This window comes from Streptomyces sp. NPDC056160, assembly GCF_042268205.1.
Lineage (GTDB): Bacteria > Actinomycetota > Actinomycetes > Streptomycetales > Streptomycetaceae > Streptomyces.
Map to the genome: position 1 here is coordinate 63,589 of NZ_JBHJUW010000007.1, position 21,534 is coordinate 85,122.

Here is a 21,534-nt window from a genome sequence, read left to right on the forward strand (position 1 = left end):
GCGGTTACAGGGCGCCCTTCGTGGAGGGCAGGATGCCGGCCGCGCGCGGGTCGCGTTCGCTGGCGTACCGCAGGGCCCGGGCCAGCGCCTTGAACTGGCACTCCACGATGTGGTGGGCGTTGCGCCCGTAGGGCACGTGCACGTGCAGGGCGACCTGGGCCTGGGCGACGAAGGACTCCAGGATGTGCCGGGTCATCGTGGTGTCGTACTCGCCGATCATCGGCGCCATGTTCTCGGGCTCGGTGTGCACGAGGTAGGGGCGGCCGGAGAGGTCGACGGTGACCTGGGCGAGGGACTCGTCCAGCGGGACCGTGCAGTTGCCGAAGCGGTAGATCCCCACCTTGTCGCCGAGCGCCTGCTTGAAGGCGGCGCCGAGCGCGAGGGCGGTGTCCTCGATGGTGTGGTGGGAGTCGATGTGCAGGTCGCCGTCGGTCTTCACGGTCAGGTCGAACAGGCCGTGCCGGCCGAGCTGGTCGAGCATGTGGTCGTAGAAGCCGACGCCGGTGGCGATGTCGGTCTTCCCGGTGCCGTCGAGGTCGATCTCGACCAGGACGGAGGTCTCCTTGGTGGTGCGCTCCACGCGCCCGACGCGGTTCATCCGCTCTGCTCCTGTTCCTTCTTGAGGTCGCGCACCGCATCGAGGAACGCGTCGTTCTCGTCCGGGGTGCCGGCGCTGACCCGCAGCCATCCCGGTACGCCGTTGTCGCGGACCAGGACGCCCCGGTCGAGGATCCGCCGCCATGCGGTGTGGGAGTCGGCGAACCGCCCGAACTGGACGAAGTTGGCGTCCGACTCGGTGACGTCGTAGCCGATCGCGCGCAGTTCGGTGACCAGCCGGTCCCGCTCGGCCTTCAGCTGCTCGACGTACTTCAGCAGTGTGTCGGTGTGCTCCAGCGCGGCCAGTGCGGTGACCTGGGTGATCGCCGAGAGGTGGTACGGCAGCCGGACCAGCTGGAGGGCGTCCACGACCGCGGGGTGGGCGGCCAGATAGCCCAGGCGCAGCCCGGCCGCGCCGAACGCCTTGGACATGGTGCGGGAGACGACGAGGTGCGGCCGGCCCGCCAGGTACGGCAGCAGGGAGCGGCCGTGGCTGAACTCGACGTACGCCTCGTCGACGACCACCATGGACGGCTTCGCCGCCTGCGCCGCGTCGTACAGCGCGAGGACCGTCTCCGCCTCGACCGTGTTGCCGGTGGGGTTGTTGGGGGTGGTGATGAAGACCACGTCGGGCCGCTGCTCGGCGATCGCCCGCTCGGCGGCGGCGAGGTCGATGGTGAAGTCCTCACGGCGCGGCCCGGAGATCCAGCCGGTGCCCGTGCCGCGCGCGATGAGCGCGTGCATCGAGTACGACGGCTCGAAGCCGATCGCGGTACGGCCGGGGCCGCCGAAGGCCTGCAGGAGCTGCTGGATGACCTCGTTGGAACCGTTGGCCGCCCAGATGTTCTCGACGGCGAGCGGGTGGCCGCCGGTCCGCGTCAGGTACTTCGCCAGTTCGGTGCGCAGCTCGACCGCGTCCCGGTCCGGGTAGCGGTTGAGGTCGCGGGCCGCCTCCCGTACCCGCTCGGCGATCCGCTCGACGAGCGGTTCGGGCAGCGGGTAGGGGTTCTCGTTCGTGTTCAGCCGTACGGGGACGTCCAACTGGGGGGCGCCGTAGGGGGACTTGCCGCGCAGCTCGTCCCGTACGGGAAGATCGTCGATCCTCACGTCGCTCACTTGCTCTCGGGTACCTTCCAGCCGAACCTCGCCTTGACCGCCGCGCCGTGCGCGGGCAGGTCCTCCGCCTCCGCCAGCGTCACCACGTGGTGGGCGACCTCGGCGAGGGCGTCGCGGGTGTAGTCGACGATGTGGATGCCGCGCAGGAAGGACTGCACGGACAGGCCCGAGGAGTGGCAGGCGCAGCCGCCGGTGGGCAGCACGTGGTTGGAACCGGCGGCGTAGTCGCCGAGCGAGACGGGCGCCCAGGGGCCGATGAAGACGGCTCCCGCGTTGCGCACGCGCTCGGCGACGGCGGCGGCGTCGGCCGTCTGGATCTCCAGGTGCTCGGCGCCGTAGGCGTCGACCACCTTCAGGCCCTCCTCCAGGCCGTCGACCAGCACGATGGCGGACTGCCGGCCGGACAGGGCCGGGCGGATGCGGTCCTCGATGTGCTTGGTGGCCGCGACCTGGGGCTCCAGCTCCTTCTCCACGGCGTCCGCGAGGTCGGTGGAGTCGGTGACCAGGACGGCGGCGGCCAGCGGGTCGTGCTCGGCCTGGCTGATCAGGTCGGAGGCGACGTGCGCCGGGTCGGCGGTGGCGTCGGCGAGGACGGCGATCTCGGTCGGGCCGGCCTCCGCGTCGATGCCGATGCGGCCGGTGAAGTAGCGCTTGGCGGCGGCGACCCAGATGTTGCCGGGGCCGGTGACCATGTTCGCGGGCGGGCAGGACTCGGTGCCGTAGGCGAACATCGCGACGGCGGTGGCGCCGCCCGCGGCGTACACCTCGTCGACGCCGAGCAGGGCGCAGGCGGCGAGGATCGTCGGGTGGGGCAGCCCGCCGAACTCGGCCTGGGCCGGGGAGGCGAGCGCGACGGACTCGACGCCGGCCTCCTGGGCGGGTACGACGTTCATGATCACGGAGGACGGGTAGACCGACCGGCCGCCGGGCGCGTACAGCCCGACGCGCTCGACCGGGACCCACTTCTCGGTCACCGAGCCGCCGGGCACGACCTGGGTGGTGTGCGAGGTGCGGCGCTGGGCGCGGTGGACGAGGCGGGCCCGGCGGATGGACTCCTCCAGGGCGGCGCGCACGGCCGGGTCCAGCCGCTCCAGGGCGTCCGCGATCGCCCGGGCCGGAACCCGCACCGATTCCAGTCGTACCCCGTCGAACTTCTCGGCGAAGTCGATCAGTGCCGCGTCGCCACGATGATGCACGGCCTCGCAGATCGGACGCACCTTCTCCAGGGCGGCCGAGACGTCGAAGTCGGCTCGGGGCAGCAGGTCACGCAGGGCGGGGCCCTCGGGGAGGGCGTCGCCGCGCAGATCGATTCGGGAGATCACGTCTCCAATTCTCTCAGACCGCGCTCGGGCACCGTCCGCCTGTATCAATGGCTGATACAGAACCTGGGAACGCACGGTTCCGGCCTTCTGCGACAAGTCGGAAGATCACCTTCACATTCCGCGTTCAGACCGTCACACAACGGGCATCACCGGTTGTACAAAACGACCGAACCAGCGAGTAGCTGGGGAAGAAGGGAAGAACCGTGACCGAGGGGACCGGCAGACGCGCCGGGGACCTGCCGGACGACCTGACCGACGTCGAGGCCGGGATGTGGCAGGCCTTCCGCAACGGCAGTGTGTACGACCTGCGCAGCGGGGACGCGGCGGTGGACGACCCGCACGGCCCGCACCCCTGGGGGCCCGAGCGGAGCGTACGCGCGCGCGTGGTCTGCTGGCTGCTGCTGGACGGACCGCCCGCGCTCGCCGGGCGCGTCTCGTCCCTGAAGCTGACCGGGCTGCGGATCACGGGCACGCTCGACCTCGCCGGGGGCACGGTGGTGCCCTACGTGGAGCTGATGGGCTGCCGGTTCGAGAACGAGGTGCTGCTGCCCGAGGCCCGCTTCACCACCGTGCGCATGGTGGACTGCGCGGTGCCGCGCCTGGAGGCCGCCCGCGTGCACACCGAGGGCGACCTGCACCTGCCGCACTGCCGCTTCCCGGCGGGCATCCGGCTCACCGACGCGCGGATCGGCACGGACCTGCTGCTCAACCAGGCGAGCGTGCACCACGACCGCGCCGGGCGGTCGATCGCCGCCGACGGGCTGATCGTGGGCCAGGACCTCCAGGCCGAGCTGCTCCGGGCGCACGGCGAGGTCAGCATGCGCGGCGCCAAGGTGGGCGCCTCCGTGAGCCTGCGCGGCGCCCAGGTGACGAGTCCCTACACGCGCTTCGCGCTGAACGCGCCCCAGCTGACCGTCGGCCGCACCCTCTACCTGACCCCGGCCGCCCTCGGCGCCCCGCTGCTGAGCGGGGTGACTCCCGCGCGCGGGACGCGGATCCAGCCGTTCGCGTGCCAGGGCGGGCTGCGGCTGGACGACGGGCGGTTCGGGGAGGCCGTCGACCTGGAGGGGGCCCGGTTCTCCTTCACCGACGAGCAGGCGCTGTCCCTGCGCCGGGTGCAGGCCCCCGAGCTGCGCTTTCTCGGGGAGCGTCCGCCGCGCGGCCAGGTGGTGCTGTCCGGCGCGCGGATCGCCACCCTCGTCGACCGGGCGGCCGGCTGGCCCGGGCCCGGCAACCTGCACATGGGCGGCTTCGTCTACGAGAACCTCGTGCCGCGCGGCCCGTTCCCGCTGACCGAGCGCCTGGACTGGGTGGCGGCGGCGACCGCCGAGTACAACCCGGAGCCGTACGAGCGGCTGGCAGCGGTGCTGCGCGAGGCCGGCGAGGACGAGGACGCGCGCGAGGTGCTGCTCGCCAAGCACCGCCGCCGGCGCGAGACCCTGCCGCCCGCGGCCCGGCTGTGGGGGTACGTGCAGGACGGGGCCGTGGCCTACGGGTACCGGCCGGGGAGGGCCGCGCTGTGGATGGCGGTGCTGTGGGCGGCCGGGTCGCTCGCCTTCGCGCACGCCGGTCGTCCCGCGCCCGGCCCCGGCGGCGCCCAGCAGCAGTGGAACCCCGCCCTGTACGCGCTCGACCTGCTGCTCCCGGTCGTCGACTTCGGCCAGGCCAGCCAGTGGCAGCTGGACGGCCTCTGGCAGTGGCTCGCGGCGGCGATGGTCCTGCTGGGCTGGACGCTGGCCACCACGGTGGCGGCGGGTGCGACCCGCCTGCTGCGCCGCAGGTGACCCCGGCGGCGACGGTGCCGTCCGGACATGTGAACACCGCCCGAACAATTGTTGAACACTCACCTTTTTGCCTGACCTTGACCGGTCGCCGTACAACTTTCCCCGGCTTGCTCCGGCCCTCTGGCGCGCCGCGACCTGCGGACTTTCAATGGTCGACACCATGGCTCTGCTGCCCCCCTTCATCCGCCCCACCCGGATGACCAGAACCCCGGCCCCCGCCACCGGGCCGCCGCCGGCCGGCCTGGCCGCCGACGACGAGGTGCTCCTCGACGCGCCGGACGACCGGCTGGGCCCGGCCCTGGTCGCCGCCGCGCGGGGCGCCTACGGACCCGCCGCGCACCTGCTCGCCCGCGCCCGGGAGCGGGCGGAGTGGGAGGACCGCGACGGCTATACGCGGCGCCTGGCAGCGTTCGCGGCCGCCCGCGGCGAGTGGCTGGACGCCTGGCGCGCCGCCGCACCCGGCGACCCGGACGCGCTGCTGCTCACCGCCCAGCTCGCCGTGGACCGCGCCTGGCCCTCACCGGCCAGGGCAGAGCTGCTGCGCGAGGCCGGCCCGCTCATCACCGCCGCCGCCCGCGCCGACGACCGGGACCCGGTGCCCTGGCGGGTCGCGCTCGACCACGCGCGCGGCAGCCGCGCCGGGCACCGCTACTTCGAGGAGCTGTGGGCCGCCGCGGTGCGCCGCGCCCCGCACCACCACGGCTGCCACGTGGCCGCCCTGCGGTACCTGGCCACCGTCTGCTGCGTCCCGCCGGGGAACACAGGGCCCGGCTCAAACAGGCCACACGCACCACACCACGCCGCACGCGGCGCACACGCGCCCCAGCACAGCTCCCAAGCACCGCAGGGCTGCTGGGCACCGTACGGCTCGCACGCACCGCACAGCTCCCGTGCGCCGCACGGCCCCCATGCACCGCACGGACCCCATGCACCGCACGGCTCGCTTCGGGAGTGCTTCGACTTCGCCGACCGGGCCGCCCAGGACGCCCCCGCCGACGCCCTCGTGCAGGGCCTGCCGGCGCGGGTCGCCTTCGCCTGCCTCGCCGACGGCGGCGGGCCCTGGGTGGAGCGCTCCCGGCTGGAGGCGGCGGCGGACCGGGCGATCGCGCTGTCCGCCCTCGTCCCGGCGGCGACGCCCCGGCACGCGGAGCTGCGCAACCTGCTCACGTACGTCCTGGTGTGCCTGGACCGCCACGAGGACGCGCTCGTCCAGCTGCGTCTGATCGGCCCGTACGCCACCTCCTTCCCCTGGGACCGGTTCTCCGACGACCCGCTCGGCCTGTTCCTGGAAGTGCGCGCCGACGTCCGCTCCGTCCCGCTCACCAGAGCCGCGCGCACCCCCTGAACCGGGCGCGGCGGACGGGCCGGGGCGCGCGGCCATTAGGCTTTTGCGCCGTGACCACCGTCCGGCTTCCCCTCTTCCCCCTGAACTCGGTGCTGTTCCCGGGGCTCGTGCTGCCCCTGAACGTGTTCGAGGAGCGCTACCGCGCGATGCTGCGCGCTCTGCTGAAGACGCCCGAGGACGAACCGCGCCGGTTCGCCGTCGTGGCGATCCGCGACGGCCACGAGGTGGCCCCGAGCGCTCCGGGCATGCCCGATCCGACCGCACTGCCCGAGCGCGGCCCCGCGGCCGGCTTCGGGCCCGACCCCGCCAGGGCGCTCCACGGCGTGGGCTGCGTGGCGGACGCGGCGACGATACGGGAGCGGGCCGACGGGACCTTCGAGGTGCTGGCGACCGGCACCACACGGGTGCGGCTGCTGTCGGTGGACGCCTCCGGGCCGTTCCTCACCGCCGAGCTGGAGGAACTGACCGAGGAACCGGGCGACGAGGCGGGCCCGCTGGCCGAGGGGGTGCTGCGGTCCTTCCGGCAGTACCAGAAGCGGCTGGCCGGCGCGCGGGAGCGGTCGCTGGCCACGGGCGCGGAACTGCCGGACGAGCCGAGCGTGGTGTCGTACCTGGTGGCGGCGGCGATGGTGCTGGACATCCCGACCAAGCAGCGGCTGCTCCAGGCGCCGGACACCTCCTCGCGCCTGCGGGACGAGCTGAGGCTCCTTCGCTCGGAGACCGCGATCATCCGTAATCTGCCGTCGTTGCCGTCCGCGGACCTGACGAGCGGCCCCACGAGCTTCAACTGAGGGAACGCGGGGCGACGGGGCGGACAGGGCGAACGGCGAGCACGAGGAGACCGGGGACGCATGGCGAAGAAGGCGAAGAAGCAGCAGCAGTCCGGGGGGACGCCCGCGACCGTGGCCCTGGGCGCGGCGGGCGTAACCCACACCGTCCACTCCTACGACCACGACCCGGCCCACCCGTCCTACGGCGAGGAGGCGGCCGAGGCGATGGGCGTCTGCCCGGACCGGGTGTTCAAGACGCTGGTCGCGGACGTCGACGGCGCCCTGACGGTGGCCGTCGTGCCGGTGGCGGGCTCCCTCGACCTGAAGGCCCTGGCGTCGGCGGTCGGCGGCAAGCGCGCGGCGATGGCGGACCCGACCCTCGCCGAACGCACCACGGGCTACGTGCGCGGCGGCATCAGCCCGCTGGGCCAGCGCAAGAAGCTCCCCACGGTCCTGGACGCCTCGGCGTCGTCCCACGACACGATCTGCGTCTCGGCGGGCCGCAGGGGCCTGGAGGTCGAACTGTCACCGGCGGACCTGGCCCGGCTGACGGACGCCGTACTGGCCCCGATCGGACGGACCTGAGGGCCCCGGGCCTTTCCCCCCTGCCGCTCGCGCCTCCTGCCTAGGCCGGGGAAGGCCCCTCGTGGGGTTCCTGGTCGTACGGGTCCGGGTCGCGGGGGCCGAAGAGGGCCGTCAGCGCGAGGTGCACCACGAGGGCGGCCAGCGGCCAGGCCAGCAGCGCGCCCTTGGCGCCCAGCCGGATCGGGGCCGAGAAGGTCTTCCCCTCGCCCACGGCCCTGGCGTGCGCGACGACGTCCTGCTGGGGGCCGAGCCACACGCCGAGCCGCCAGGCCAGCAGCGAGCCGAGGAGCCCGCCGACGCACAGGGCCACCACCAGGGGCACTCCCCCGCGCTTGCGCAGCAGGAAGACCACCACCGCGCTCAGCACCCCGAGCCCGAGGGCGAGCAGCGTGAACGTTCCGTCGACGCCGATCGCCTGCTCCCCCTCGGTGTCCTTGAGGTAGACGACCCAGCTGTTCCCGGTGACGTTCCCGACCAGGGGGACGCGCGGGGCCAGCCACAGCCACAGGAGGCCCAGCAGGACACCGCCGAGCGCCACGGCCACCGTGACCACGGCGGCCTCCCGGAGTTCGGTCTTCATCCCGGGGCCGTCCTGTCCGTCCACCGCTCCAGCCGTCCCCGCGCCGTCCGCGGGCGCCTGCGGGGTCTGCTCGGGCGCGCTCTCCACGGGCGGCTGCGCCGGGGGCTGCGCGTCGCCGCCGGGCCGGGCGGGCTCGGAGGGCTGGGCGGGCCGCCGGTTCGGCGGCGTGGGAGGAGTCAACGGAGCGGTCACCCTGTCATCGTGCCAGGTGACTCTGTCAGCCGCGTCACCGGACGGCCGCCCGGCGGTAGGCCCAGGTGGCCACGGCCAGCGAGACCACCCCGACCCCGGCGCAGACCGCCATGTCGATGCCCACCCACGTCCAGTCCGGACGGTCCGCGAAGCTGCGGGCGTAGGCCTCCACGCCGTAGGTGGAGGGCAGCAGGTCGCGGGCGAGCCGGATGACCTCGGGCATCCGCTCCGGCGGCAGCACTCCCAGGAGCAGCGCGGCCGACATGCCCAGCTGCCCCAGCAGCGTGGCCAGTTCCGGCCGGGGTGCGAGCAGCCCGCAGGCGGCGCCCAGGCCGGAGAGCGCCGCGCCCGCCAGCGGGATCACCGCCACGAGCACCCACAGGTTGCCCAGCGGCAGCCCGAACAGCGCGCAGCCGAAGAGCGCGGTCACGAGCGTTCCCGGCACCGTGAAGGAGGCGTACGCCGCCGCCGCGCCCAGCACCACGGCCGCGGGCGGCACCGGCAGCGTCGCGTAGTGGTCGAGCCCGCCGCTGGAGCGCAGCTGGCCGAAGTACTGGGCGAGCAGGTTGAGGGCGACGTAGGCGACGACGACGATGGACGCACCGGCCACCACGGACCGGGCCTCGCCGCCGCCGCTGACCACGCCCCGCATCATGATCATGATGCCGACGGACTGGAAGGTCGCCACGAACAGCAGCGGGATGCGCGCCACCCGCGCGCGGGACAGCTGGGCCCGGTACACGGCCGCGAGCGACGGCCACAGCCGCGCCCGCGGGCCGAGTTCGGCGACCGCCGCCCGGGCGGGACCGGTGTCCTGCGCGGCCGCCGCGCCGGCCAGCACGTCGGCGGGTACGACACTCACGTCGAACTGCTCCTCTGCTTCGCTGCCTGCCCCAGGCCCTGTCCACGACGTAGTCCGGCACCGCTCACGCCTTCACCAGCCCCTGCCGGGCGGCGCCGCCCAGCGCCAGGTACACGTCCTCCAGGCTGGGCGTGGTGAGGGTGAAGTCGTCCAGGGCTGCGAAGGCGGCGCCGCCGGTGACCGTGGCGACCACGGCGCGGGCCTCCTCGGGCGCGAGCCGCAGCGTCCAGCGGCGCCCGGACCGGTCGGCCCGCTCCTGGAGCGCGGCGACCTCCGGGACGTCCAGGGGCGCGCGCTCGCGCCACACCAGTTCGACCCGCACCTCGCCGGAGACCCGCTCCTTGAGGCCGGCCGGGGTGTCGCAGGCGATGACCCGTCCCCGGTCGAGGACGGCGACGCGGTCGAGGACGGTCTCGGCCTCGATGACGTTGTGGGTGACCAGCAGGACGGTGGTGCCGTGCTCGGCGCGGCGCCGGTCCACGGCGGACCACACGGCGCGCCGCGCCACCGGGTCCATGCCGGTGGTGGGCTCGTCGAGCACGAGCAGCGGGCGCTCGCCGACCAGGGCGGCGGCGAAGCAGGCGAGCCGCCGCTGGCCGCCGGAGAGCTTCTTCAGGGGGCGTGCGGCGATCGGCGCGAGGCCCAGTTCGTCGAGGACGGCGTCCCGCTCGGCGCGGGCCCGCCGCACGTCCAGTCCGCGCAGCCGGCCCGTCGTCTCGGCGGCGAGCGAGACGGTCAGCTCGTCCAGGGCGCTGGACTCCTGCCCGAGGTAGGCGAGGAGGCGGGCGGCCCGCTCGGGGTGGGCCACGATGTCGTGGCCGAGGATCTCGACGGTGCCGCGGTCCGGGCGCATCAGCCCGGTGAGCTGACGGACCAGGGTGGACTTCCCGGCGCCGTTCGGGCCGAGCAGTCCGAAGATCTCGCCGCGCCGCACGTCCAGCTCGATCTCGTCGGTGGCCCGTACCTCGGGGGTGCCCGGGGTGCCGCGCCGGCCGCGGGCCGCGGGATAGGTCTTGGTCAGTCCGCGCACCGCGCACACGACGTCGCCTGTGTGCCGAAGTCCCGGTGCCGCGCGCGTACTCACAAGGGACGAGAGTACGGGGTCCGCGGGCTTTACTCGTCCTTGGGGCGACCTCTCCCGGTTCCTCCGGGTCCTGGAACCGGGGGTCAGTCGCCCGCCGGGGCGTGCTCGGCGGCCGTGCGGACGTCGATCTCCCGCCAGAACCCGGCCCGGATCGCGTACCGGTCGTGCTCGTCGATCTGGTCGTCCTTGTGCGCGAGCAGCCCGAACCGCGCGGCGTAGCGCAGCAGCTCGCCGTCGATGCGGTGGGGCACCCGCGGGTACATCGACGACAGTTTTTGCAGGTGGGCCTGGTCGCCGAGACGTCCCATCCAACGTCGGGCGAACACCTGTCCGACCTCATACGGGTCGCCGCCGACGGTCGTGATGTCCTCCTCGCGGTCCGCCCACCGCTGCTCGGCCGTGGTGAGCTGGGCGAGGGTCGGCAGGGACGCGGCGTCGGGCGACTCGCCGGCCACGCCGGGCCGGTCCACCCAGCCCTTGTCGGAGGACCAGCGCAGGGTCGCGGTGGTGGGGTGCCGGTCGGCCTGCGGGACGCCGGGGGCGCGCAGGGCGGCGAGGTCCTTGGGGGTGGGGACGCCCTTGGCGGCGGCCGGCAGCCGCTCCTCGGCGCCGCCCCGCGTGCCGGCGTCCACCGCGTGGCGCGGCTCCTCGGCGGGGCGCTCGCGGGTGGCGGTCAGGCCGGACTCGGGCAGTGGCGCGGAGAGGATCGCGGCGATCTCGGGGCGGGGGGCGGGCGGCGGTGCGCAGACGCCGCCCAGGTCCTTGGCGCGTACCGCCTTGGTGATCCACGTACGGTCCAGGACACGGCGCTCGTCGGCCTCGGCGACCAGGTCCTCGGACTGGTTGTAGTCACCGTCGGCGGCCTGCACGGCCCACAGGTGGACGGCGACGCCGTGCTCCTTGGCGGCCATCATGCCCGGCAGCAGGTCGCCGTCGCCGGTGACGAGGACGACGTCCGAACAGGCGCGGTTGCGCGCCAGTTCGGTCAGCTCGGCGTGCATGGCGGCGTCCACGCCCTTCTGCGCCCACCGCCCGTCGCTGCGGGTCAGCGCGCCGAGCCGGACGGTGACGCGGGGCATCACGCGCAGCCTGCGGTGCTCGGGCTGGGGAACGCGGTCGGGGGCGCCGTCGAACCAGTAGATGCGCAGCAGCGGCCGCTGCGTCTCGGACTCGGCCTGCTCGCGCAGTCCCTGGATGAGGGCGGTGTGGTCGACGGTGATCCGGGACCGCGACGGCTCCCCGGCGAGGAGGCTCGCGGCGGCCCCCAGCAGATACCCGGCGTCCACCAGGACGATGCAGCGGTCCACGCGATCCACCCTCTTTCCGGGGAGGTTGCTCAGGTAGTGCTTCGGGCTTCTTTCGAGTCTGCCCGACGGCGCCGGGGTTAACGGCCCGAACTCGATCTTCGGCGTGGCGTTTCGGGAGCCCGTGGCCCGATGACCCTTGTTACATACGGTAATTATCCGACATGCGTTCATTGTCGGCGTATGTGAATCTGGTCGCGGCCCTGGCCCCTAGATCCCCCACAGGAGGCTGATCACCATGGCCAAGAACCGCAAGCAGGACCGCAGCCGGCAGAAGGCGTCCGTGGCCGCGAACGGCCCGCGCGAGACGGAGCACTCCGTGTCGGAACCGCAGCCCGAGCATCACGCTCCGCAGCTCAGTCCCACGGACGTGGCGCGCAAGGGCCGGCAGAAGCGCTTCGGCCACAACTGAGACCGGCGCGAGGGCCGTTGAGCGGGCCCTGGCATCCGCGAGGGGCGTACCCGATGCGCACGGGGACGCCCCTCGTCGGCGTCGTCAGCCCGCCAGGCAGGAGGGGCCGAGCAGCACCTTGAGATCGCCGAAGAGCGCGGGGTCGGGCTTGACCCGGTGCCGGTCGAGGCGCAGCACCGTCGTCTTCGACGGGCCCTGGAGCTTGATCCGGACCTCGCTGTCGCCCTTGTGGTGGGTGAGGATCTCGCCGAGGCGGCTGACCATGGGCGGGGTGATGCGGGTGGCCGGGATGGTGAGGACCACGGGCGCGTTGGTGCCCGCGTTGGACAGGTCCGGGACCTGGAGTTCCATGGCGACCAGGCGGGGCACGTCCTCGCGCTTGTCGAGGCGGCCCTTGACGAACACCACGGCGTCCTCGACGAGTTGGGTGGACACCAGCTGGTAGGTCGCCGGGAAGAACATGCACTCGATGGAGCCGGCCAGGTCCTCGACGGTGGCGATCGCCCAGGCGTTGCCCTGCTTGGTCATCTTGCGCTGGAGGCCCGAGATGATGCCGCCGATGGTGACGACCGCGCCGTCGGCGTGCTCGCCGCCGGTGAGCTGGGCGATGCCCGCGTCGGCCTTGTCGGAGAGCACGTGCTCCAGGCCGAAGAGGGGGTGGTCGGAGACGTAGAGACCGAGCATCTCGCGCTCCTGGGCGAGCAGGTAGGTCTTGTCCCACTCCTCGGTGGTGAACTCCACGTCCAGGCCGAAGCCGGGCTCGCTGCTGGTCTCCTCGCCCATCCCGCCGAAGAGGTCGAACTGGCCCTCGGCCTCCTTGCGCTTGACCGCGACCACGTTGTCGATCATCGGCTCGTACTGCGCGGTGAGGCCCTTGCGGGTGTGCCCCATCTCGTCGAAGGCACCGGCCTTGATCAGCGACTCGGTGGTGCGCTTGTTGCAGACCACCGCCTCGACCTTGTCGAGGTAGTCGGGGAAGGAGGAGTACTTCCCCTTGGCCTTGCGGCTCCTGATGATCGACTCGACGACGTTGGTGCCGACGTTGCGGACGGCGGAGAGGCCGAAGAGGATCACGTCGTCGCCCTGGGCGGCGAAGTTCGACTCGGACTCGTTGACGTTGGGCGGGAGCACCTTGATGCCCATGCGGCGGCACTCGTTGAGGTAGACCGCCGACTTGTCCTTGTCGTCCTTGACGGAGGTCAGCAGGGCCGCCATGTACTCGGCGGGGTGGTTGGCCTTCAGGTAGGCCGTCCAGTACGACACCAGGCCGTACGCGGCCGAGTGCGCCTTGTTGAAGGCGTAGCCGGCGAACGGGACCAGGACGTCCCACAGGGCCTGGATGGCCTCGTCGCTGTAGCCGTTCTTCTTGGCGCCCGCCTGGAAGATGGTGAAGTTCTTGGCCAGCTCGTCGGGCTTCTTCTTGCCCATCACGCGGCGCAGGATGTCGGCCTCGCCGAGCGAGTAGCCGGCGATGATCTGGGCCGCCTTCTGCACCTGCTCCTGGTAGACGATCAGGCCGTAGGTGACCGCCAGGACCTCTTCGAGGGGCTCTTCCAGCTCCTTGTGGATCGGGGTGATCTCCTGGAGGCCGTTCTTGCGCAGCGCGTAGTTGGTGTGCGAGTCCATGCCCATGGGACCCGGGCGGTACAGCGCGGAGACGGCGGAGATGTCCTCGAAGTTGTCGGGCTTCATCAGGCGCAGCAGGGAGCGCATGGGGCCGCCGTCGAACTGGAAGACGCCGAGGGTGTCGCCGCGCTGGAGCAGGTCGAACGTGGTCGGGTCGTCCAGCGGCAGGCTCAGGAGATCGATGTCGATCCCCTTGTTGGACTTCACCATCTTGACGGCGTCGTCCATGATCGTCAGGTTGCGCAGGCCGAGGAAGTCCATCTTCAGCAGGCCGAGCGACTCGCAGCTCGGATAGTCCCACTGCGTGATGGTCACGCCGTCGGTGTGCCGGACCCAGACGGGGACGTGCTCGGTGATGGTCTCGCTGGACATGATCACGCCGGCGGCGTGCACGCCCATCTGCCGCACCAGGCCCTCGACGCCCTTGGCGGTGTCGATGACCTTCTTCACGTCCGGCTCGTTCTCGTACATCCCGCGGATCTCGCCGGCCTCGCTGTAGCGCGGGTGCGAGGGGTCGGTGATGCCGTTCAGGTCGATGCCCTTGCCGAGGACGTCGGCGGGCATGGCCTTCGTGAGGCGGTCACCCATGGCGTACGGGTAGCCCAGCACGCGCGCGGAGTCCTTGATCGCGTTCTTGGCCTTGATCTTGCCGTAGGTGCCGATCATGGCGACCTTGTCGGCGCCGTACTTCTCCGTGACGTACCTGATCACCTCGACGCGCCTGCGCTCGTCGAAGTCGATGTCGACGTCGGGCATGGAGACGCGCTCGGGGTTGAGGAACCGCTCGAAGATCAGGCCGTGCGGGATCGGGTCGAGGTCGGTGATGCCCATGGCGTAGGCGACGATCGAACCGGCCGCGGAGCCTCGGCCGGGGCCGACCGCGATGCCGTTGTTCTTGGCCCACATGATGAAGTCGGCGACGACGAGGAAGTAGCCCGGGAACCCCATCTGGATGATGACGTCCATCTCGTACTCGACCTGCTTCTGGCGGTCCTCGGGGATGCCGCCCGGGAAGCGGCGCTCCATGCCGCGCCGGACCTCCTCCTTGAACCAGGTGACCTCGGTGTAGCCCTCGGGGATGTCGAACTTGGGCATGAGGTCGCGCTTCTCGAACATGCCCGTGGTGTCGACCATCTCGGCGACCAGGAGCGTGTTGGCGCAGCCCTGCTGCCAGGCGTCCGAGGAGTCGATGGCGTACATCTCGTCCGTGGACTTCAGGTAGTAGCCGGTGCCGTCGAACTTGAAGCGGTCCGGGTCGGAGAGGTTCTTGCCGGTCTGGATGCACAGCAGGGCGTCGTGGGCGCCCGCCTCGTGCGCGTACGTGTAGTGCGAGTCGTTGGTGACCAGCGGGGGGATGCCGAGCTTCTTGCCGATCTCCAGCAGGCCCTCGCGGACCCGGTGCTCGATGTCGATGCCGTGGTCCATCAGCTCCAGGAAGTAGCGGTCCTTGCCGAAGATGTCCTGGTAGTCGGCGGCGGCCTTCAGGGCCTCCTCGTCCTGGCCCAGGCGCAGCCGGGTCTGCACCTCGCCCGAGGGGCAGCCGGTGGAGGCGACGATGCCCTTGGACCACTGGGCGATGGTCTCCTTGTCCATGCGGGGCCACTTCTGCAGCCAGCCCTCGGCATAGGCGTCGGAGGAGAGGCGGAAGAGGTTGTGCAGGCCCTCCCTGTCCACGGCCCACATCGTCTTGTGGGTGTAGCCGCCGGAGCCGGAGACGTCGTCCCGCTTCTGGTGCGGCTGGCCCCAGCGGACCTTGCGCTTGTTGCGCCGGGACTCGGGTGCGACGTACGCCTCGATGCCGATGATGGGGGTGACCCCGGCCTTCTTCGCGGAGTGGAAGAAGTCGTACGCCCCGTGCAGGTTGCCGTGGTCGGACATGGCGATGTGCGTCATGCCCATCTCGTTGCACGCGTCGAACATGTCCTTCAGCCGCGCGGCACCGTCCAGCATCGAGTACTGGGTGTGGACGTGCAGGTGCGTGAACGGCGGCTTCGACACGGTGCGGCCTCCTGGAATACGGATCGGCGACGGGCTGCGGACGGTCTGGGGGTCAGCGTCGAAGTCTATGCCCCGGCACCGACACCCGGCGGCCGGCGGGGCGTGCCGTCCGCCGGGATTCCGCCGGGGCGGCCGGGCGCCCGCCCGCCACGCCGGAGGTGACATCGAACGTGACGTCGAACACCAGAACCGGGCACTCCTTCGTGACGTCGAACGTTGGTGGTGGAGGAGATCCGCCCGTCATGTCATGCACCACCCGTACCAGGAGGCACCCCGCGATGTCGGTCACCCAGCTCAGCGACGAGCACCGCGGCGAGGAGATCCTCTCCGTCTTCGACACCGCCTTCGGCGAGCTGCTGGCCGCCGACCCGGCCGCGTTCCGCGTGAAGTTCCGGAAGATGGCGTCCTCCGCCTTCGCGTTCTACCGGGGCACGGCGTGCCTCTTCTACCACGACCTGGCCGCGGGGAACACGGGTCCGGACGGCGCGCGCACGGCCGGCGGCCCCTACCTGGACGAGCGCACCTCGCGCGTGTGGATCCACGGCGACCTGCACGCGGAGAACTTCGGCACGTACATGGATTCGAACGGCCGCCTGGTCTTCAACGTCAACGACTTCGACGAGGCCTACGTCGGCCCCTTCACCTGGGACGTCAAGCGCTTCGCCGCCTCCATCGCCCTCGTGGGGTACGCCAAGGCGCTCAGCGACCGGCAGATCACGGAGCTGGTGACGGTCTACGCGAGCGCCTACCGCGAGCGGATCCACGCCCTGGCCACCGGCGCCAAGAGCGACGAGGTGCCGCCCTTCACCCTGGACACCGCCGAGGGCCCGCTCCTGGACGCGCTGCGCGACGCCCGCTCGCTGACCCGGTTCTCCCTGCTGGAGTCGATGACCGAGATCCGCGACTTCGAACGCCGCTTCGCGCCCGGCGGCGGCTCCATCGAGCTGGACGCGGCCACCCGCTACAAGGTGCTCGCCGCCTTCGACGGCTACCTGGAGACCCTGCCGGAGTCGTCGCTGGCCCGCCCGGACTCCTACCGCGTGAAGGACGTCGTGGGCCGCCGGGGCATCGGGATCGGCTCGGCCGGGCTGCCGTCGTACAACATCCTGCTGGAGGGCAACAGCGACGCCCTGGAGAACGACGTCGTGATCTACATCAAGCAGGCCCAGACCCCGGCCGTCTCCCGGCACGTCACGGACCGGGCGATCCGCGACTACTTCCAGCACGAGGGCCACCGCACGGTGATCTCCCAGCGCGCCCTGCAGGCGCACGCCGACCCGTGGCTGGGCTGGACCGAGCTGGACGGCGCCGGGCAGCTGGTGGCGGAGGTCTCGCCGTACGCCGTCGACCTGGACTGGGACGACATCGACGACCCGGAGGAGATCGCGCAGGTCGTCGCCGACCTGGGGCGGGCCACGGCCACCATGCACGCGGCGGCCGACGACCAGTCCGGCGAGTCCCTGGTGCCGTTCTCCACCGAGCGGGCCATCGACGCGGCGATCGCCGCCGACGAGGAGGGTTTCGCCCCGCTGCTCGTCGACTTCGCGCACGCGTACGGGGCACGCGCGCGCGGGGACCACCGGATCTTCGTCGACCTGTTCCGCAACGGCCGGATTCCAGGTCTGTGACGAGACGGCCGCTCACAGCCACCCTTTAGGGGCCTCTTACCGGCGGACGTGCCACACTCTCCTTCTGCTATGGACATATCCGGGACCCGACTCAGAGCCGTGCGCGCGGCGCTGTTCACGGCAGTGGTCGTGACACTCAGCACCGCGTCGCACGTCCTGCTGTCCCGGGTCCCGCTGCCGCTGAACACGGTGGCCTCGGTCGCGGGCGCCGTGTTCCTGCTCGCCTACGCCCTGGCCGGGCGCGAGCGCGGCTTCGGGCGGATAGCCGCCCTGCTGGTCCCGCTGGAGCTGGCCGCCGACACCGTCTTCACCACCGGCCAGCACGTCTGCTACGGCACCGCGGGCGGGCCGCTCGCCGGCCCGCTGCGCTCGGTCGGCTGGGACGTCCTGTGCGGCAACCGCACGCCCGTCGGCACCCCGCTGGCCCGGATGACCGGCGCCGGCCCCGACCGGCTCGCCGTGCTGCTCGCCCACGCCGACCCGGCGACCGCCTGGCTGCTGCTCGGCGGGCACGTCGGCGTGGGCCTCCTCGCCGCCGGGTGGCTGCGCCGAGGCGAGCGGGCCCTGGCCCAGCTGGTGCGCGCGGTGGCCGCCACCACCTTCCGGCCCCTGCTGATCGCGGTCGCGGCGACCACGGTCCGCCGCCGGCCCACGGTCCACCGGCCGACGCGCCCCGCGCCGCACCGCACCGCCCTGCGCGCCCGCCTCCTCGTGCACTGCCTGGGACGACGCGGGCCACCGCGCCCGACCGCCCCGGCCCACCGCCCCGCCCTCGCGCTCGCCCTCGGCTGAGCGGCGACGGCCGGCCCGGGCCGCCCGGTCCCCCACCACGTCCCACGCATCCCGCGCACGAAGCTGCGCGTCCCACAGGAGAACACCACCATGAGCAAGCGGAACACCCAGTCGGCGAAGACGGCGGCCCGGGAGCGGCTGCGCGTAGAGCGCGAGCGCGAGGCCAAGCGGGCCAAGGCCAAGCGGCAGATCACCGTCGCCGCCTCGGTCGTCGTCGTGCTGGCGGCGGCGGGCGGCATCGGCTACGCCGTGGTCCAGGCGAACAAGCCCGGCCACTGGGACGCGGTGAAGGACGACAAGGTCGTCGCACCCGCCAACACCTCGGGCACGGACGGCACGACCGTGATCCTCGGCAAGGCCACCGCGGCGAAGACCCTCAAGGTCTACGAGGACCCGCGCTGCCCGGTCTGCGCCCAGTTCGAACAGACCGTCGGCTCGACCTTGAAGAAGGACCTCGACGACGGCAAGTTCAAGATGCAGTACATCTCCGGCACCTTCCTCGACGACCACGACCAGGGCGAGGGCTCCAAGAACGCGCTGAGCGCCCTGGGCGCCGCGCTCGACGTCAGCCCCGAGGCGTTCCTGGAGTACAAGACCGCGCTCTACTCCGCCAAGTGGCACCCGGACGAGAACGACGACAAGTTCAAGGACGACAGCTACCTGCTCAAGGTCGCGGACACCGTCTCGGCGCTCAAGGGCAACGCCAAGTTCCAGTCGGCCGTGAAGAACGGCACGTACGACGCCTGGGCCATGGCGATGTCGAAGACCTTCGACGACAACAAGGACAAGGTGAGCGGCACCCCGAGCCTGGTCATGGACGGCAAGAAGCTCACCTCCCCCGGCTCGGACAACGCGCCGATGACCGTGGCGGACTTCGACTCGGTGGTCGGCGCCGCACTGAAGGGCTGATTCAGGCAGCGGGCCGGATCCGGTTCGGGCGGCAGGCGCTGAGCCGGCCGCCCGTAGCGGCGCGGACCCCCTGCGATCCGCGCCGGTCCGCACCGGCTCACGCCGATCCGCGCTGAAGAGCGGGCCAACTTCTGCCCCTTCGCCCGCTCTTCGCGTGTACTCGCCAGTAATCTGATCGGCCGTGACCAGCCGACACAGATCATCCGACCCCGCCCCGACGAGCCCGGGACCCTCCGGCCCCCCGCTCACCCCCCGCCGCCGTACGGTCGTCAAGGCCGCCGCGGCCACCGCCGTCCTGGCCGCGCCGCTCGCCGCCGCGCTGCCTGCGCGCGCCGCGACCGCGGCCCCCGCCTTCCTGCACGGAGTGGCCTCCGGCGATCCCCTGCCCGACGGCGTCCTGCTGTGGACCCGGGTGACCCCCACCCCCGAGGCCGTACCGGGCTCAGGGACCGGCCCCGACACCGAGGTGAGCTGGGTGGTGGCCCTCGACAGGGCGTTCACCACCGTCGTCGCCAGGGGATCCACCACCGCGACCGCCGCCCGTGACCACACCGTCAAGGCCGACATCCGCGGACTCCGGCCGGCCACCGACTACTGGTTCCGATTCTCGGCCGGCGGCACCGACTCACCCGTGGCCCGCACCCGGACCGCGCCCGCCCACGACGCCGCCGTCTCCTCACTGCGCTTCGGCGTGGTCTCCTGCGCCAACTGGGAGGCCGGGCACTTCGCGGCCTACCGCCATCTCGCGGACCGCGGTGACCTCGACGCCTGGCTGCACCTCGGCGACTACGTCTACGAGTACAAGTCGGGCGAGTACGCGGCCCGGGGCACGGTCGTGCGCCCGCACGAACCGGCGCACGAGATCATCACACTCGCCGACTACCGTGTCCGGCACGCCGAGTACAAGACCGACCCCGACCTCCGGGCGCTGCACCACAGAGCGCCGGTCATCGCGATCTGGGACGACCACGAGTTCGCCGACAACGCCTGGTCCGGCGGCGCGGTCAACCACACCGAGGGCGCCGAGGGCGCCTGGAGCGACCGCCAGGCCGCCGCCAGGCAGGCCTACTTCGAGTGGATGCCGGTGCGCCCGGCGATCGCGGGCACCACCTACCGCCGGCTGCGCTTCGGCACGCTCGCCGACCTGTCCTTGCTCGACCTGCGCTCCTTCCGCTCCCAGCAGGCGGCCACGGGCAGCGGCTCGGTCGACGACCCGGACCGCACGATCACCGGCCGCGCCCAGCTGGACTGGCTCAAGGCGGGTCTGTCGGCGTCCGGCACCACCTGGCGGCTGGTCGGCAACTCGGTGATGATCTCCCCCTTCGTCGTCGGCTCCCTCTCCGCCGACCTGCTCAAGCCGCTGGCCCAGTTGCTGGGGCTGCCGCGGGAAGGGCTGGCGGTCAACACCGACCAGTGGGACGGCTACACCGACGACCGCCGCGAACTGCTGGGCCACCTGCGCGCGAACGCCATCCGCAACACCGTCTTCCTGACCGGGGACATCCACATGGCGTGGGCCAACGACGTCCCGGTGGACGCCGGGACCTACCCGCTGTCGCCCTCGGCGGCCACCGAGTTCGTGGTCACCTCGCTGACCTCGGACAACCTCGACGACATGGTCAAGGTTGCGGAGGGCACCGTCTCCGCGGTGGCCTCCCCGGTGATCCGGGCGGCCAACCGGCACGTCCACTGGGTCGACACCGACCGCCACGGCTACGGCGTCCTGGACATCACCGCCGAGCGCGCGCAGATGGACTACTACGTCGTCTCCGACCGCACCCGCGCGAACGCGACGTCCGCCTGGGCACGTTCGTACCGCACGCGCAGCGGCACGCAGCGGATCGAGCGGACGTACGACCCCGTCTAGGGCTTCGCGGCCGCGCCGTGGCGACTCAGCCGAGGGTGCCGAGGAAGCCGAGCGCCACCCGCCAGGTGGCCTCGGCGGCCTCGGCGTCGTAGTCCGGCAGGCCGGGGTCGGTGTAGAGGTGGCCGGCGCCGGCGTACCGGTAGATCTCCACGTCGGCGCCGATGCGGCCCATCTGGAGGTACCAGGCGCTCAGCCAGTCGTCGGTCTCGAACGGGTCCGGTTCCGCCACGTGCAACTGGACGGGCAGCTCGTCGGCCCGGACACCCGGCGCGATGTCGGACGTACCGTGCAGGAGGAGCAGGCCGCGCGCCTTGTCGTCACCGAGGGCGAGGGTCTGGGCGATGGAGGCGCCGAGCGAGAACCCGGCGTAGACCAGGCCGCGCTCCGAGTAGGGCGCCGCGGCCAGCACGGCCCGGCGCAGCAGTTCGTCCTTGCCGATGCCGTCCTTGAACGCCATCCCGTCCTCGACCGAGTCGAACGTGCGGCCCTCGAAGAGATCCGGCGTCCACACCTCGTGCCCGGCGCCGCGCAGCCGGTCCGCGGCCTGCCGCACCGCGGGTCCGAGGCCATGGGTCGAGTGGAAGAGCATGATGTTCATGAGGCCATGGTGCCAGCCGGGTACGCCGACGTCCGCGCGGACCCGGCCGGATGTGAACGTCCTGCGAGAGTCTGCGAGAGCCTCGCCACACCGGCCCGGCCCTACCCACGAACCGCGCGAAGACACATGTTCGTGCCCGGCCGCCGCCGGTTACGTTCGCAGG

General features: G+C 72.4%; 18 protein-coding genes. 9 read left to right on the forward strand and 9 right to left on the reverse strand.

The annotated features are described in order from the left end of the window. Positions 1-4 precede the first annotated feature (4 nt). The 3 genes from hisB to hisD are packed head-to-tail and all read right to left on the reverse strand — an operon-like array spanning position 5 to position 3,035. A complete protein-coding gene (gene hisB, locus ACFC02_RS04280) occupies positions 5-598 on the reverse strand; it encodes an imidazoleglycerol-phosphate dehydratase HisB (RefSeq protein WP_359066188.1) in 594 nt (197 codons plus the stop codon). Continuing rightward, entirely contained in the window at positions 595-1,713 is a 1,119-nt protein-coding gene (locus tag ACFC02_RS04285; protein WP_376351931.1) for a histidinol-phosphate transaminase, read from the reverse strand. Before ACFC02_RS04285 ends, hisB begins: the two co-directional genes overlap by 4 nt. Beyond that, positions 1,710-3,035 (reverse strand): histidinol dehydrogenase, encoded by a 1,326-nt coding sequence (hisD, locus tag ACFC02_RS04290; RefSeq protein WP_376351934.1) that lies wholly within the window; start codon positions 3,033-3,035, stop codon positions 1,710-1,712. The genes ACFC02_RS04285 and hisD overlap by 4 nt, the downstream gene beginning before the upstream one ends. Before the next feature lie 203 nt (positions 3,036-3,238). Here hisD and ACFC02_RS04295 point away from each other — a divergent pair, with 203 nt between their 5' ends. The 4 genes from ACFC02_RS04295 (at position 3,239) to ybaK (ending at position 7,519) form a co-directional block, all read left to right on the forward strand. Beyond that, positions 3,239-4,819: an oxidoreductase gene (locus ACFC02_RS04295; RefSeq protein WP_376351937.1), complete on the forward strand. Its 1,581-nt coding sequence runs from the start codon at positions 3,239-3,241 to the stop codon at positions 4,817-4,819. A 148-nt stretch (positions 4,820-4,967) separates the two neighbouring features. After that, the gene (locus ACFC02_RS04300) at positions 4,968-6,164 is read left to right on the forward strand and encodes a hypothetical protein (RefSeq protein ID WP_376351940.1); all 1,197 of its coding nucleotides are present in this window, start codon (positions 4,968-4,970) and stop codon (positions 6,162-6,164) included. A 50-nt stretch (positions 6,165-6,214) separates the two neighbouring features. Continuing rightward, positions 6,215-6,955 (forward strand): LON peptidase substrate-binding domain-containing protein, encoded by a 741-nt coding sequence (locus tag ACFC02_RS04305; protein ID WP_360962906.1) that lies wholly within the window; start codon positions 6,215-6,217, stop codon positions 6,953-6,955. 60 nt (positions 6,956-7,015) lie between these two features. Further along, positions 7,016-7,519, forward strand: a complete 504-nt coding sequence (gene ybaK / locus ACFC02_RS04310; RefSeq protein WP_376351944.1) for a Cys-tRNA(Pro) deacylase — start codon at positions 7,016-7,018, stop codon at positions 7,517-7,519. Positions 7,520-7,559: 40 nt separating this feature from the next. On the opposite strand, the gene ACFC02_RS04315 is transcribed toward ybaK, so the two are convergent. From ACFC02_RS04315 to ACFC02_RS04330, 4 genes are all read right to left on the reverse strand, one after another. After that, entirely contained in the window at positions 7,560-8,291 is a 732-nt protein-coding gene (locus tag ACFC02_RS04315) for a DUF2567 domain-containing protein (protein WP_376351947.1), read from the reverse strand. Between the two features lie 34 nt (positions 8,292-8,325). Then, positions 8,326-9,153 carry an ABC transporter permease gene (locus tag ACFC02_RS04320; protein WP_376351950.1) on the reverse strand — a complete coding sequence of 276 codons (828 nt, stop codon included), beginning with the start codon at positions 9,151-9,153 and terminating at the stop codon, positions 8,326-8,328. A gap of 64 nt (positions 9,154-9,217) precedes the next feature. Beyond that, positions 9,218-10,192, reverse strand: a complete 975-nt coding sequence (locus ACFC02_RS04325) for an ABC transporter ATP-binding protein (RefSeq protein WP_376352048.1) — start codon at positions 10,190-10,192, stop codon at positions 9,218-9,220. A 128-nt stretch (positions 10,193-10,320) separates the two neighbouring features. Then, positions 10,321-11,544: an NYN domain-containing protein gene (locus ACFC02_RS04330; RefSeq protein ID WP_376351953.1), complete on the reverse strand. Its 1,224-nt coding sequence runs from the start codon at positions 11,542-11,544 to the stop codon at positions 10,321-10,323. Positions 11,545-11,779: 235 nt separating this feature from the next. On the opposite strand from ACFC02_RS04330, the gene ACFC02_RS04335 reads away from it, so the two are divergent. Then, complete coding sequence (locus ACFC02_RS04335; RefSeq protein ID WP_360962920.1) at positions 11,780-11,953, forward strand: hypothetical protein; 174 nt, start codon at positions 11,780-11,782, stop codon at positions 11,951-11,953. 84 nt (positions 11,954-12,037) lie between these two features. Here ACFC02_RS04335 and dnaE read toward each other — a convergent pair whose 3' ends face one another. Further along, positions 12,038-15,577 carry a DNA polymerase III subunit alpha gene (gene dnaE / locus ACFC02_RS04340; RefSeq protein WP_376351955.1) on the reverse strand — a complete coding sequence of 1,180 codons (3,540 nt, stop codon included), beginning with the start codon at positions 15,575-15,577 and terminating at the stop codon, positions 12,038-12,040. 278 nt (positions 15,578-15,855) lie between these two features. Here dnaE and ACFC02_RS04345 point away from each other — a divergent pair, with 278 nt between their 5' ends. The 4 genes from ACFC02_RS04345 to ACFC02_RS04360 all read left to right on the forward strand — a co-directional run bounded on the left by ACFC02_RS04345 (position 15,856) and on the right by ACFC02_RS04360 (position 20,773). Continuing rightward, positions 15,856-17,205 carry a DUF2252 domain-containing protein gene (locus ACFC02_RS04345; protein ID WP_376352051.1) on the forward strand — a complete coding sequence of 450 codons (1,350 nt, stop codon included), beginning with the start codon at positions 15,856-15,858 and terminating at the stop codon, positions 17,203-17,205. Positions 17,206-17,274: 69 nt separating this feature from the next. Next, positions 17,275-17,997, forward strand: a complete 723-nt coding sequence (locus tag ACFC02_RS04350; RefSeq protein WP_376351958.1) for a hypothetical protein — start codon at positions 17,275-17,277, stop codon at positions 17,995-17,997. A gap of 90 nt (positions 17,998-18,087) precedes the next feature. Next, complete coding sequence (locus ACFC02_RS04355) at positions 18,088-18,906, forward strand: thioredoxin domain-containing protein (protein ID WP_376351960.1); 819 nt, start codon at positions 18,088-18,090, stop codon at positions 18,904-18,906. Between the two features lie 181 nt (positions 18,907-19,087). Further along, positions 19,088-20,773, forward strand: coding sequence for an alkaline phosphatase D family protein (locus ACFC02_RS04360; protein ID WP_376351963.1), 1,686 nt, complete (start codon positions 19,088-19,090; stop codon positions 20,771-20,773). Between the two features lie 25 nt (positions 20,774-20,798). On the opposite strand, the gene ACFC02_RS04365 is transcribed toward ACFC02_RS04360, so the two are convergent. Beyond that, a complete protein-coding gene (locus ACFC02_RS04365; RefSeq protein ID WP_376351966.1) occupies positions 20,799-21,371 on the reverse strand; it encodes a dienelactone hydrolase family protein in 573 nt (190 codons plus the stop codon). Positions 21,372-21,534: the final 163 nt, after the last annotated feature.